Genomic DNA, 12942 nt, shown 5'->3' with positions numbered 1-12942 from the left:
GAGCAATTCCCGGGCGCTTTCTCGTATTTGATGATGTTTGCGGTCGAGGGTTTCAAGTGACTAGTTTGCGGAGCCGCTCAATTCCCCGTCGCAAGGACGATCTTTCATGAAGCAGTCTGCTGCCAAGTCCCTCGGTGTCGCTGTCATTGGTGCCGCCCTCGCCGCGGGTGCCGCCGGCACCGCCTCCGCCGCCGGTCTTCCGGCCGCGAACCTGACGGACGCCCTCGGCGCCGTCACCAGCGCCACCAGCTCGGTCACCAACCAGACCCAGGAGGGGCAGGAGGGCCAGTCGTCCGACCCCGCCGCCCCCGTCACCGGCCTCCTCGGCGGTCTGCCCGCACTGGCCGGCGGTCTGCCCGTCGGCGGCTGACCTGCTGCGACGCGTACACGTGTGCGGCTGGCGCACGCCTCTTCGAGGAGGTGTGCGTCGCGCCGCGCGGTGTGCCACGATCGCCCGTAACTGCCGCTCGACGTACGGGGTGTGAAGTTCCGTCATGCGCATCAAGGCACGATCCACAGCGCCGGTGACGACGATCGCGCTGCTTCCCGCGCTGCTCCTGGCAGCGGTCGGATGCAGCAGCGCGGACTCCCCCGCGTCCGGCAAGGTCCCGGATCCCAAGGGCTCCGCCGCCGTCCCCGCCCCGGGTGCGCCCGGCGCGTCGGCGTCCGGCTCCGCGAAGCCCGGAGCCGCGCCCGTCGGACTGGAGCGGGCCGCCCTCGTCCAGGGCGACCTGCCCGGCTACCAGGTGTCCGCCCAGGGCAAGAACCCCAACGCCCCCGACGGCCAGCCGCAGGCCGACAAGAAGGCCTGCCAGCCCCTCGCCGACATCATGGGCGACAAGCCCGACCCGGCCGCGCGCGAGACCGTGAACCGCGGCATCGGCTCCCAGAAGCAGGTCGGCCTCGCCGTCTCCGCCTCCGTCAGCTCCTACTCCGAGGACGACGCCAAGCGGCTCGTCTCCCGGCTGCGCGACGCCGTCGCCGCCTGCGGCACCGGATTCGCCGCCACCGTGGAGAAGCAGACCGGCAGCTACCGGGACGTGAAGGCGGTCCCGTACAGGACCGCGGCGGACGAGAGCGTCAGCTGGACCACGATCGCCGCCGCCGGCGGGGTCTCGGCCCAGGTGCACCTGGTCGTCGCGCGGGAGGGCGACACCGTCGTCCGGCTGATGGCGCTCAACGTCGCCGGCGCCGGTCAGCAGGCGACCGTCCCGCAGGAGGTCGCCGACAAGCAGCTGGAGAAGGTCGCCAAGGCCGGCTGACCGGCGGAACTACCAGGCGGTGCCGGCGACGCCCGTGGTCCCGTGCTTCTCGTTGGGCAGCAGCAGCCACAGCGCCAGGTAGATCAGGAACTGCGGGCCGGGCAGCAGGCACGAGACCACGAAGATGATCCGCATCGTCTTCGTCTTCATGCCGAAGCGCCGCGCGAGACCGGCGCAGACGCCACCGATCATCCGTCCGTCACGGGGGCGGGCAATCGCGCTCATGGCTTTCTCCTTCGTAGGGTGACCGCGCTCCGGGAAGCCCCTGCGCGATGCCTCAATACTCGCGCGGCACCGCCGAGAGAACCTCGGTCCAGCGGCCGAGCCCGACCCTGGTAATTCTCGGGGTGGGCCCCTGAGACCGCCTCATCCTGGCCCTCAGGGCCGGCACGACGGCCAGGTGCGCGAGCACCATTCCGGCGGTGTTCAGCAGCACGGAATCCACGTCCACGACCTGCCCGGGGACGGCCGTCTGCAGCATTTCGATGGAGAGGGAGACCAGTACGCCGGCTGCGGCGGTCCGGGCCAACGAGGACCACGCGGACAGCGGCGTGGGCGCGAGCCGCCCCCCGGCCAGCGGCAGCAGCACCCCCAGCGGTGCCAGCAGGGCCAGCCCCTCGCCGATCCGCCGGGCGGCCTCCAGCGGCCCGTACGCCAGGTCCGCCCTGATCCCCTCCAGCGGGGTCAGATTGGCGGCGGCGGCCCAGGGCACGTCCAGTGGACGCAGGGTCAGCCATGCCACGAGGACCAGATGCGCGGCCAGCAGGGCCCCGCTCAGGATTCGGGGCCGGAGCGGGAGCTGTGTGGCGGTGGCGGCGCTGCCGCTGCCCTCATGACGGTGCACACCTGCGAGGACGCGCCCCCCGGTGGCGGTGGTTCCGCCTCAGCCGGTGACGAGCAGCACGATCAGCAGCACCACGCCCGCGACGGCCGGCGCGATGATCTCGAAGGACCACGTCACGTCGACGGAGCCCTGTGCGCCGGGCCGCGCCGCACCGCGCTCCGCGAGCTCGCGCAGTTCGTCGACGACCTTGTCGGCCGAGGCCCGCTCCGGCTCCTTCGGTGCGGCGTCGCCGTCCTTCGCCGTTCCCCTGCCGCTGAGCGCCTCCCGCCGGCTGAGCTGCCGACTGGCCTTCTTGCGTTCGCGCAGCGACACGGGGACCGACCAGAGCTGGTACTTCGACCCCTCCGCCAGGACCTCCGCCGAGTACCCGGCGCGCACCGCGTCCACGGCGGCCCACGGCAGCTCGATGACGCGGAACGGGTTGCGCACCCGCATCCGGTCGTCATTGGCGAAGACGGCCGGTCGGATGGTGAAGGCCACGGTCAGCGGCACCGCGAACAGGGCGATGGCCAGCCCGATCCAACGGCCCGGGCCCTCGCCCCGTACGACGGCGTCCCCGCACAGCCACGCGATCACGGCGAGCATGAGCACCCCGGTGACGACGGCCATGGGGGAGCGGTAGACGCGGTCGTCGTAGACCGGCTCGTGGGGGGAGGGCGTAGTCATGCCGCCGATTGTGCCGTACGCACGCGCGAGCGCGACAAGGGCTCCGCACCGATGGCGGATGTCACGCCCATATGTGCACGGTGGGGGGTGACAGGAAGCTACGCGCGTAGATATGCTCCTCTGGTGACCATGCCCACCACCCTCACCGCATTCGCTGACGTGACGACGTCCGACAGCGCGCTGCGCCGCTTCCTGCACGGGTTGCCCGGCGTAGACGCAGTCGGCCTGGAGGCCCGCGCGGCCTCCCTCGGCACCCGCTCGATCAAGACGACGGCCAAGGCGTACGCCATCGACCTGGCCATCTCGATGATCGACCTGACGACGCTTGAGGGTGCTGACACCCCGGGCAAGGTCCGGGCGCTCTCCACGAAGGCCGTCCACCCCGACCCGACCGACCGCACGACGCCGATGACCGCCGCCGTCTGCGTCTACCCCGACATGGTGGCCACCGCCAAGGCGGCCCTGAACGGCGCCGACGTCAAGGTCGCCTCCGTCGCCACCGCCTTCCCGGCCGGCCGCGCCGCCCTGCCCGTGAAGCTCGCCGACACCCGTGACGCCGTCGCCGCCGGCGCCGACGAGATCGACATGGTCATCGACCGTGGCGCCTTCCTCGCCGGCCGCTACCTGGACACGTACGAGCTGATCAAGGCCGTCAAGGAGGCCTGCGTCCGCGAGGACGGCACGGCCGCCCGACTCAAGGTGATCTTCGAGACCGGCGAGCTGTCCACCTACGACAACATCCGCCGCGCCTCCTGGATCGGCATGCTCGCGGGCGCGGACTTCATCAAGACGTCCACCGGCAAGGTCGGCGTCAACGCCACCCCCGCCAACACCCTGCTCATGCTCGAAGCCGTCCGCGACTTCAAGGCGCAGACCGGAATCCAGATCGGCGTGAAGCCCGCCGGTGGCATCCGCACCACCAAGGACGCCCTCAAGTTCCTGGTCCTGGTCAACGAGACCGTCGGCGAGGACTGGCTGTCCAACCACTGGTTCCGTTTCGGCGCCTCCAGCCTGCTGAACGACCTGCTCATGCAGCGCCAGAAGCTGAGCACCGGACGCTACTCCGGTCCCGACTACGTGACGGTGGACTGATCACCATGGGTTCTGTTTTCGAGTACGCACCGGCTCCCGAGTCCCGCTCGGTCGTCGACATCGCCCCCGCCTACGGCCTCTTCATCGACGGCGAGTTCACCGACGCCGCCGACGGCAAGGTCTTCAAGACCGTCTCGCCGTCCTCCGAGGAGGTGCTCGCCGAGGTCGCGCAGGCGGGCGCGGCCGATGTGGACCGCGCGGTGAAGGCGGCCCGCAAGGCCTTCGAGAAGTGGTCCGCGCTGCCCGGCTCCGAGCGCGCCAAGTACCTCTTCCGCATCGCCCGGATCATTCAGGAGCGCAGCCGCGAGCTGGCCGTCCTGGAGACCCTGGACAACGGCAAGCCGATCAAGGAGACCCGCGACGCGGACCTCCCGCTCGTCGCCGCGCACTTCTTCTACTACGCGGGCTGGGCCGACAAGCTCGACCACGCCGGCTACGGCGCCAACCCGCGCCCGCTCGGCGTGGCCGGCCAGGTCATCCCCTGGAACTTCCCGCTGCTGATGCTGGCGTGGAAGATCGCCCCGGCGCTCGCCACCGGCAACACCGTCGTGCTGAAGCCCGCCGAGACCACGCCCCTGTCGGCGCTCTTCTTCGCGGACATCTGCCGCCAGGCGGGCCTGCCCAAGGGCGTCGTCAACATCCTGACCGGCCACGGCGACGCGGGCGCCGCCCTCGTCGCGCACCCGGACGTCGACAAGGTCGCCTTCACCGGCTCGACCGCGGTCGGCAAGGCCATCGCCCGCCAGATCGCGGGCACCGACAAGAAGGTCACCCTGGAGCTGGGCGGCAAGGGCGCCAACATCGTCTTCGACGACGCCCCCATCGACCAGGCCGTCGAGGGCATCGTCAACGGCATCTTCTTCAACCAGGGCCAGGTCTGCTGCGCGGGCTCCCGCCTGCTGGTCCAGGAGTCGATCCAGGACGAGCTGCTCGACTCCCTCAAGCGGCGCCTGTCCACCCTGCGCCTGGGCGACCCGCTCGACAAGAACACCGACATCGGCGCGATCAACTCCGCCGAGCAGCTCGCCCGGATCACCGCGCTCGCGGAGACCGGCGAGGCCGAGGGCGCCGAGCGCTGGTCCCCGGCCTGCGAGCTGCCGTCCGCCGGCTACTGGTTCGCCCCGACGCTCTTCACGAACGTCACCCAGGCGCACACCGTCGCCCGCGACGAGATCTTCGGGCCGGTGCTGTCCGTCCTGAGCTTCCGGACCCCGGACGAGGCCGTCGCCAAGGCCAACAACAGCCAGTACGGCCTGTCCGCCGGCATCTGGACGGAGAAGGGCTCGCGCATCCTCGCGGTCGCGGGCAAGCTCCGCGCGGGCGTCGTCTGGGCCAACACGTTCAACAAGTTCGACCCGACCTCGCCGTTCGGCGGCTACAAGGAATCGGGCTTCGGCCGCGAAGGCGGTCGCCACGGCCTGGAGGGGTACCTCGATGTCTGAGTCGTCGTCGACGCGTCTGAGTGTCTTCAAGACCTACAAGCTGTACGTCGGGGGCAAGTTCCCCCGCTCCGAGAGCGGCCGGGTGTACGAAGTGACCGACTCGAAGGGCAAGTGGCTGGCCAACGCCCCGCTGTCGTCCCGCAAGGACGCCCGTGACGCGGTCGTCGCCGCCCGCAAGGCGTTCGGCGGCTGGTCCGGCGCGACCGCCTACAACCGCGGTCAGGTCCTCTACCGCGTCGCCGAGATGCTGGAGGGCCGCCGCGAGCAGTTCGTCCGCGAGGTCGGCGAGGCGGAGGGCCTGTCCAAGTCGAAGGCCGCGGCCGTCGTGGACGCGGCGATCGACCGCTGGGTCTGGTACGCCGGTTGGACCGACAAGATCGGCCAGATCGTCGGCGGGGCCAACCCGGTCGCTGGCCCGTTCTTCAACCTCTCCACCCCGGAGCCCACCGGTGTCGTCACCGTCGTGGCCCCGCAGGACTCGTCGTTCCTGGGCCTGATCTCGGTCATCGCCCCCGTGATCGCGACGGGCAACACCGCCGTCGTGATCACCTCGGAGAAGGCCCCGCTGCCCGCCCTGTCCCTGGGCGAGGTGCTGGCCACCTCCGACCTGCCCGGCGGCGTGGTCAACATCCTGTCCGGAAAGGCCTCCGAGATGGGCCCGCACCTGGCGTCCCACCAGGACGTCAACGCGATCGACCTGGCGGGCGCCGACGCGGCCCTCGCCAAGGAGCTGGAGATCGCGGCGGCCGACAACCTCAAGCGCGTCCTGCGTCCACAGCCTGTGGACGACTGGAACGCCGACCCGGGCACGTCGCGCATGACCGCCTTCCTGGAGACCAAGACGGTCTGGCACCCGACGGGTTCGCTCGGCGCGGGCGGTTCCTCCTACTAGAGGCACCCCGCCCATGGACCGGCCCCGGCAGCGACCCCCGCGCTGTCGGGGCCTTCCCGTGCGCTCGACGCCCCGCCTCGCCCTACCCCTTCGGGAGCACCGGACCCAGCAGCGAGGACACCGCCGCCGTGGGCAGCTCACCGACCGACGGACCTCGCGTCAGGGCCCCCGTCACCATGCCCGTGCCGACGGACGGGAAGTCCGCGACCTGCGTGGCGACCCCGTTGTCGAGGGGGTCCACGCCGGTGTTCGCGAGCGGGTTCACCTTCAGGTTCGTGACCGGGTCGGTCACCCCCGCCAGCGCCGCGGGGACGGAGAGTTCACCGGCCTGGGCGCCGCCCGCCGCCATCGCCAGGGCCGCCCCGGCCATGGACAGGGTCAGCCCGGCGGCGCGGAGGCGCTTCGGAGGGGTGGGAGCTGCGTGACGTGCCATGGGTTCCCGCCTGTGGTCGTAGTCGCGTGCGCACACAGGGTAGTCGAGGCGGCTTCCCCGATTCCAACCGGCGGACCGCGCCCCGTGTGAGGCCCGTCGCAGGCGCCGTCACGGGTGTGCCGTTACGGCCGGTCATGCCTCACACTGGTGTCCCGTGAGCTGTTCATCTCCCCTCCCCACGCGCGTCGTGCTGCTGACCGGTCCCTCGGGATCCGGGAAGTCCTCGCTCGCGGCCCGTTCCGGGCTGCCCGTCCTGCGCCTGGACGACTTCTACAAGGAGGGGACGGACCCGACCCTCCCGCTGGTCGAGGGCAGTTCCGACATCGACTGGGACTCCCCGCTGTCGTGGGACGCGGAAGCCGCCGTCGCCGCCATCGCGGAACTCTGCTCCACGGGCCGCACGCAGGTGCCGGAGTACTCCATCGCGTCGTCCTCGCGCACCGGCACCGAGACCCTGGACATAGCGCGGACCCCGCTGTTCATCGCGGAGGGCATCTTCGCCGCCGACGTCGTGGCCCGCTGTCAGGAACTCGGCCTGCTCGCCGACGCGCTCTGCCTGCGCGGCCGCCCCTCGACCACCTTCCGCCGGCGCCTGGCCCGCGACCTGCGCGAGGGCCGCAAGTCCCTGCCGTTCCTGCTGCGCCGCGGCTGGCGCCTGATGCGGGCCGAACGCGGCATCGTCGCCCGGCACACCGCCCTCGGCGCCCACGCCTGCGGCCGCGACGAGGCCCTCGGCCGGCTGGCCGCCGCCGCGGCGGGCCGCCACCGCACCGCGACCACCTCGGCCTGACCCCCCGGCACACGAAAAGGCGGGCACGCGAAAAGGCGGGATCACGCGGACCCCCGGCCGCTTGATCCCGCCTCTTCTCCCCCCGCAAGCCCCCGTCCCACCCCCGTAGGACGGCCCCCTGGGCCCGTGGTCCTTGGTTACGCGACGAGCTCCCCGAAGGACTCCGCCTCGTCACGCCCGAAGCTCAGCACCTCGTCGTCCCGCAGCCGGCGCAGCGACCGCCAGATGCTCGACTTCACGGTGCCGACGCTGATGCCCAGGATCTCGGCGATCTCCGGGTCGGTCCGGCCCTCGTAGTAGCGCAGCACCAGCATCGTGCGCTGCGGCTCCGGGATCCGGGCCAGCGCCTGCCACAGCACCGCGCGCAGTTCCGTACCGCGCATCGCGTCCGTGTCCGAGGCCGTCTCCGGCAGTTCCTCGGTCGGGTACTCGTTGAGCTTGCGCCGCCGCCACGCGCTGATGTGCAGGTTCGTCATCGTGCGCCGCAGGTAGCCGCCGACGGCCGCCTTGTCGCTGATCCGGTCCCAGGCCCGGTACGTGGAGAACAGCGCGCTCTGCAACAGGTCCTCGGCCTCGTGCCGGTCACCGGTGAGGTGGAAGGCGGTGGCGAAGAGGGCCGCGCGGCGCTCCTGGACGTACGCCGTGAACTCGGCCTCCGAGGTGGAGGAAGGAGTACGCGGTGCGGGAACCGTCTGGTACTGGTTCGCGTCAATGGCTGTGACGTGCACCGGCCGCGGACGGGCGACCGGCGCCGTACGGACACCCGCCCGGCGGTTCACATCGTGCAGCCGCGTGACAACCGCGCTGGTCGTGGTGCTGTGCAGCGTGTTCATCTCGCGCCCCCCGTCGTGGAGTCTGCTTCGGTCCGTGTTGCGATGACAGAAGCCTGCCCGCCGGACATAACCGGGGTGTCCTTCGACTGTCACAGGCCTGTCACAGCGGATCGTGACCGGATCCGAGGCGCCCGACGGTCGAAGTCCCAACGGCCGATGGGACAGAATGAGCGCGTGCCTTTCCTGTTGCTGATCGAGGACGACGACGCCATCCGCACGGCCCTCGAACTCTCCCTGTCACGCCAGGGCCACCGTGTGGCCACCGCGGCGACGGGCGAGGACGGCCTGAAACTGCTGCGCGAGCAGCGGCCGGACCTGATCGTGCTCGACGTGATGCTGCCCGGTATCGACGGCTTCGAGGTGTGCCGGCGGATCCGCCGCACCGACCAGCTGCCGATCATCCTGCTGACCGCGCGCAGCGACGACATCGATGTCGTCGTGGGCCTGGAGTCGGGAGCCGACGACTACGTCGTCAAGCCCGTCCAGGGCCGCGTGCTCGACGCCCGGATCCGGGCCGTGCTGCGCCGGGGCGAACGCGAGGCGAGCGACTCCGCCGTCTTCGGGTCCCTGGTCATCGACCGGGCCGCGATGACCGTGACGAAGAACGGCGAGGACCTCCAGCTCACCCCGACCGAGCTGCGGCTGCTGCTCGAACTCAGCCGCCGGCCCGGCCAGGCCCTCTCGCGCCAGCAGCTGCTGCGCCTGGTCTGGGAGCACGACTACCTCGGCGACTCGCGGCTCGTCGACGCCTGCGTGCAGCGGCTGCGCGCCAAGGTCGAGGAAGTCCCGTCCTCGCCCACCCTGATCCGTACCGTCCGGGGTGTCGGATACCGGCTGGACTCGCCGCAGTGATCCGAGCCCTGTTCGCGGGCAGGCGCTGGACCAGCCTGCGGCTGCGGCTCCTGGTCGTGTTCTGCCTGGTCGCGCTGACGGCCGCCGTCTCCGCCTCCGGGATCGCCTACTGGCTCAACCGCGAGGCCGTGCTCACCCGTACCCAGGACGCGGCCCTCGGCGACTTCCGCCAGGAGATGCAGCTCCGGGCCGCGGGGCTGCCCGCCGAGCCGACGCCCCAGGAGATGCAGCGCACCGCCGAGTTGATGGCGGGCAGCAGCCCCGGGTACAGCGTCCTGCTGGTGCACGAGCGCAAGGACGGCCGGAAGGTGTTCGGCGCGGCGGGGGCGGCGACCTTCGGGCTGGACGACGTACCGAAGTCGCTCCAGCACGCGGTGAACGACCGGCAGAAGACCACGGCCGCCAACGACGCCGAGTACCACATGTACTGGCAGCGGACGAAGCCGCAGGGCAACCCGTACCTGGTGGGCGGCACGCGGATCGTGGGCGGCGGGCCGACCGGCTACATGTACAAGTCGCTGGCCACCGAGCGCGACGACCTGAACGCGCTGGGCTGGTCGCTGACCATCGCCACCGGACTGGCACTGCTCGGATCCGCGCTGCTGGCGCAGGCGGCGGCGCGGACCGTGCTCAAGCCGATCCAGCGGCTCGGGGACGCGGCGCGCCGGCTTGGCGAGGGCGAACTCGACCACCGGCTGGACGTGTCGGGCACGGACGAACTCGCCGACCTCTCGCACACGTTCAACAAGACGGCCGAGGCGCTGGAGAAGAAGGTCGCCGACATGAGCGCGCGCGAGGAGGCCAGCCGCCGCTTCGTCGCCGACATGTCCCACGAACTTCGCACGCCGCTGACGGCGTTGACCGCGGTGGCCGAGGTGCTGGAGGAGGAGGTCGACGACCTCGATCCGATGATCGCGCCCGCGGTGGGGCTGGTGGTGAGCGAGACGCGGCGGCTCAACGTGCTGGTGGAGAACCTGATGGAGGTCACCCGCTTCGACGCGGGCACGGCGCGCCTGGTGCTGGACGACGTGAACGTCGCCGACCAGGTCACGGCGTGCATCGACGCGCGCGCGTGGCTGGACGCGGTGGAACTCGACGCCGGGCGGGGGATCGTGGCACGGCTGGATCCGCGCCGCCTCGACGTGATCCTGGCGAACCTGATCGGCAACGCGCTCAAGCACGGCGGTTCGCCGGTGCGGGTGTCGGTGGCGTTGGAGACGGCCGACACCGACTGGCTGGTGGTGACCATCCGGGACAACGGTCCGGGCATTCCGGAGGAGGTCCTGCCGCACGTCTTCGACCGGTTCTACAAGGCGAGCGCCTCCCGGCCGAAGTCGGACGGCAGCGGTCTGGGCCTGTCGATCGCGATGGAGAACGCGCACATCCACGGCGGTGACATCACGGCGGAGAACGGGGCGGACGGCGGGGCCGTCTTCACCCTGCGGCTGCCGGGGGACGTGGGGAAGGTGAGCACGGATGACGTGGACGCGTAGGGCTCTGCCGAGGGTCGTGGCGGCGGTGCTGCTGTGCGGGACCTCGGCGTGCGGGATCCGGGCGACGACCGTGCCGGTGGACGTGGGCGCGGCCCCTTCGCGGGTGTCCTGCGAAACCCCGGAGCGGCCCGCCGGACAGAGCGGCGTGCCGGGGTTCCGGGCCACGGTGGAACTGGTCTGCGGATCGCAGCTGGTGGGCGTGGAGCGAATCGTTCCGGTGCCCGAGAAGAGGCCGGCCAAGGAGGCCGAGGTCCTGGTGGCGCAGGCGCTGCTGGAGCAGTTGGAGCGGACCTCGGCGGACGAGCGCAGCGCCGGCTTCACCACCGGGGTGAGCGGCGGCCTGGCGGTCGCCCCGCCGCGGACCGGGGACCCGGCGGGGACGGTCCGGCTCACCCGCCGGCCCGAGGACCTGCCGCCGGTGGCGCTGTCGCAGATCGTGTGCACCCTGGCCGGCAGCGACGCGATCTCGGCCGGGCCCGGGCCGGTGGTGCTGGGCGGGCCGGACGCGGACCCGCCGCGCGCCTGGGAGTGCACGGAGGCCGTCCGCTCCCGCCCGGAGTCGGTGCCGACGCTCGGCGAGCTGGTCCGGCCCTCGCCCTCCTGACGGACGCCGACGGCCCCCCGGGCCGGAGCTCGGGGGGCCGTCGGACGTCGTGGTGGGTCAGATCCCGGCGGCGGCCGAGAGGTCCTTCTTGATCGCGTCCAGGACGCCCTGGCCGCGGGTGCGGGCCGCGGCGAGGTCGGAGGCCCCCGCCACGGGGACCACGACCTCCAGGTAGCACTTCAGCTTCGGCTCCGTACCGGACGGGCGGACGATGACCCGGGCCTTGTGGTCGCCGTCGAGGTGGTAGCGCAGGCCGTCCGTCGGCGGCAGCGCGGCCGAGCCGACCGTGAGGTCCTCGGCCGAGACGACCCGCAGGCCCGCGAGGGAGACCGGGGGCTCCGCGCGCAGCGCGGCCATCGCGTCGGCGATCACCGACAGGTCGGAGACGCGGACCGAGAGCTGGTCGGTGGCGTGCAGGCCGTGGGCCAGCGCCAGGTCGTCCAGCAGGTCGGTCAGGCCGCGCCCCTGTTCCTTGAGCTCGGAGGCCAGCTCCGCCACCAGCAGGGCGGCGGTGATGCCGTCCTTGTCGCGGACGCCCTCGGGATCCACGCAGTAGCCGAGCGCCTCCTCGTAGCCGTAGCGCAGGCCCTCGACGCGGGCGATCCACTTGAAGCCCGTCAGGGTCTCCTGGTAGCCGACGCCCGCGGCCTCGGCGATCCGGCCCAACAGGCTGGACGAGACGATCGACTCGGCGAAGACGCCGCTGACGCCCTTGCGGACGAGGTGGGCCGCCAGCAGCGCGCCGACCTCGTCGCCGCGCAGCATGCGCCAGCCCGTGGGGGTCGACGCGTCCGGCACGGCCACCGCGCAGCGGTCGGCGTCCGGGTCGTTGGCGATCACGATGTCGGGCCGGACCTCGGCGGCCTTCGCGAAGGACAGGTCCATCGCGCCCGGCTCCTCCGGGTTGGGGAAGGCCACCGTCGGGAAGGCCGGGTCCGGTTCCGCCTGCTCGGCGACCAGGACCGGCTCCGGGAAGCCGTGCCGGGCGAAGGCCGCCATGACGACGTCCTTCCCGACGCCGTGCATGGCCGTGTAGACGGTCCGCACGCCCCGGGGCGAGCCGGGGGTCAGGACGGCGTCCGTACGGGCCAGGTAGGCCTCCAGGACGTCGTCGCCGAGCTCGTGCCAGCCCGAGTCCGGGCGCGGCACGGAGGCGAGGGTCTCGACGCGGTCGATCCGCGCCGCGATCTCGACGTCGGCCGGGGAGACGATCTGCGAGCCGTCGCCGAGGTACACCTTGTAGCCGTTGTCCCGCGGGGGGTTGTGGCTCGCGGTCACCTCGACGCCGGCGACGGCGCCCAGGTGCCTTATGGCGTACGCGAGGACGGGCGTGGGCAGCGGGCGGGGCAGGACGGCCGCGCGGAGCCCGGCGCCGGTCATGACGGCCGCGGTGTCGCGGGCGAAGTCCGCCGACTTGTAGCGGGCGTCGTAGCCGACGACGACGAGGCCGCCCGCGTGCCCCTGGGCCTTCAGGTAGGCCGCGAGGCCCGCGGCGGCCCGGATGACCACGCCGCGGTTCATCCGCATCGGGCCCGCGCCGATCTCGCCGCGCAGTCCGGCGGTGCCGAACTGGAGCGTGCCGGCGAACCGGTCCGCGAGTTCGGCGGTGTCGCCCGACTCGATGATCCCGGCGAGTTCGGCCGCCGTCTCCGGGTCCGGGTCCTCGGCGAGCCAGGCCCGCGCCCGGGTGATCAGGTCGTCCTGTACCTGTTCCTGCACTGCTTCCGCCTTACCTCTCG

General features: G+C 72.1%; 15 protein-coding genes. 9 read left to right on the top strand and 6 right to left on the bottom strand.

What is annotated here, in order from left to right; genetic code table 11:
* Positions 1-106: 106 nt before the first annotated feature.
* Both NOD94_RS11135 and NOD94_RS11130 read left to right on the top strand, forming a co-directional pair.
* Positions 107-370, top strand: a complete 264-nt coding sequence (locus NOD94_RS11135) for a hypothetical protein (protein ID WP_281205656.1) — start codon at positions 107-109, stop codon at positions 368-370.
* A gap of 124 nt (positions 371-494) precedes the next feature.
* On the top strand, positions 495-1262 hold the full coding sequence (locus tag NOD94_RS11130) for a hypothetical protein (protein ID WP_281205655.1): 768 nt from the start codon (positions 495-497) through the stop codon (positions 1260-1262).
* 9 nt (positions 1263-1271) lie between these two features.
* Here NOD94_RS11130 and NOD94_RS11125 read toward each other — a convergent pair whose 3' ends face one another.
* From NOD94_RS11125 to NOD94_RS11115, 3 genes are all read right to left on the bottom strand, one after another.
* A complete protein-coding gene (locus NOD94_RS11125) occupies positions 1272-1487 on the bottom strand; it encodes a PspC domain-containing protein (RefSeq protein WP_281205654.1) in 216 nt (71 codons plus the stop codon).
* 52 nt (positions 1488-1539) lie between these two features.
* Positions 1540-2043, bottom strand: coding sequence for a VanZ family protein (locus tag NOD94_RS11120; RefSeq protein WP_281205698.1), 504 nt, complete (start codon positions 2041-2043; stop codon positions 1540-1542).
* A gap of 102 nt (positions 2044-2145) precedes the next feature.
* On the bottom strand, positions 2146-2772 hold the full coding sequence (locus tag NOD94_RS11115; protein ID WP_281205653.1) for a PH domain-containing protein: 627 nt from the start codon (positions 2770-2772) through the stop codon (positions 2146-2148).
* A 129-nt stretch (positions 2773-2901) separates the two neighbouring features.
* On the opposite strand from NOD94_RS11115, the gene deoC reads away from it, so the two are divergent.
* Genes deoC through NOD94_RS11100 form a run of 3 tightly spaced genes read left to right on the top strand, consistent with a single transcriptional unit; the run spans position 2902 to position 6198 of the window.
* Positions 2902-3864 (top strand): deoxyribose-phosphate aldolase, encoded by a 963-nt coding sequence (deoC, locus tag NOD94_RS11110; RefSeq protein ID WP_281205697.1) that lies wholly within the window; start codon positions 2902-2904, stop codon positions 3862-3864.
* 5 nt (positions 3865-3869) lie between these two features.
* Positions 3870-5306 (top strand): aldehyde dehydrogenase family protein, encoded by a 1437-nt coding sequence (locus NOD94_RS11105; protein ID WP_281205652.1) that lies wholly within the window; start codon positions 3870-3872, stop codon positions 5304-5306.
* A complete protein-coding gene (locus NOD94_RS11100; RefSeq protein WP_281205651.1) occupies positions 5299-6198 on the top strand; it encodes an aldehyde dehydrogenase family protein in 900 nt (299 codons plus the stop codon). Before NOD94_RS11105 ends, NOD94_RS11100 begins: the two co-directional genes overlap by 8 nt.
* Before the next feature lie 82 nt (positions 6199-6280).
* On the opposite strand, the gene NOD94_RS11095 is transcribed toward NOD94_RS11100, so the two are convergent.
* Positions 6281-6631 carry a hypothetical protein gene (locus tag NOD94_RS11095; RefSeq protein ID WP_281205650.1) on the bottom strand — a complete coding sequence of 117 codons (351 nt, stop codon included), beginning with the start codon at positions 6629-6631 and terminating at the stop codon, positions 6281-6283.
* A 154-nt stretch (positions 6632-6785) separates the two neighbouring features.
* On the opposite strand from NOD94_RS11095, the gene NOD94_RS11090 reads away from it, so the two are divergent.
* Positions 6786-7421: an ATP-binding protein gene (locus NOD94_RS11090; RefSeq protein WP_281205649.1), complete on the top strand. Its 636-nt coding sequence runs from the start codon at positions 6786-6788 to the stop codon at positions 7419-7421.
* A gap of 137 nt (positions 7422-7558) precedes the next feature.
* On the opposite strand, the gene NOD94_RS11085 is transcribed toward NOD94_RS11090, so the two are convergent.
* Positions 7559-8254 carry a SigE family RNA polymerase sigma factor gene (locus NOD94_RS11085; RefSeq protein WP_281205648.1) on the bottom strand — a complete coding sequence of 232 codons (696 nt, stop codon included), beginning with the start codon at positions 8252-8254 and terminating at the stop codon, positions 7559-7561.
* A gap of 174 nt (positions 8255-8428) precedes the next feature.
* Between NOD94_RS11085 and afsQ1 the strand changes: the two genes are divergently transcribed.
* The 3 genes from afsQ1 to NOD94_RS11070 are packed head-to-tail and all read left to right on the top strand — an operon-like array spanning position 8429 to position 11203.
* Positions 8429-9106 carry a two-component system response regulator AfsQ1 gene (gene afsQ1, locus NOD94_RS11080; RefSeq protein WP_180291024.1) on the top strand — a complete coding sequence of 226 codons (678 nt, stop codon included), beginning with the start codon at positions 8429-8431 and terminating at the stop codon, positions 9104-9106.
* The gene (locus NOD94_RS11075) at positions 9103-10599 is read left to right on the top strand and encodes a HAMP domain-containing sensor histidine kinase (protein ID WP_281205647.1); all 1497 of its coding nucleotides are present in this window, start codon (positions 9103-9105) and stop codon (positions 10597-10599) included. Before afsQ1 ends, NOD94_RS11075 begins: the two co-directional genes overlap by 4 nt.
* Complete coding sequence (locus NOD94_RS11070; protein WP_281205646.1) at positions 10583-11203, top strand: hypothetical protein; 621 nt, start codon at positions 10583-10585, stop codon at positions 11201-11203. Before NOD94_RS11075 ends, NOD94_RS11070 begins: the two co-directional genes overlap by 17 nt.
* Positions 11204-11260: 57 nt before the next feature.
* Here NOD94_RS11070 and NOD94_RS11065 read toward each other — a convergent pair whose 3' ends face one another.
* Positions 11261-12922 (bottom strand): phospho-sugar mutase, encoded by a 1662-nt coding sequence (locus NOD94_RS11065; RefSeq protein WP_281205644.1) that lies wholly within the window; start codon positions 12920-12922, stop codon positions 11261-11263.
* Between the last annotated feature and the right edge of the window lie 20 nt (positions 12923-12942).

Origin of the sequence: Streptomyces sp. Isolate_45, assembly GCF_024721315.2 — a bacterium.
Lineage (GTDB): Bacteria > Actinomycetota > Actinomycetes > Streptomycetales > Streptomycetaceae > Streptomyces.
The sequence above is the reverse complement of the archived record's forward strand: the minus strand, read 5'-3'. Positions and strand labels throughout refer to the sequence as shown.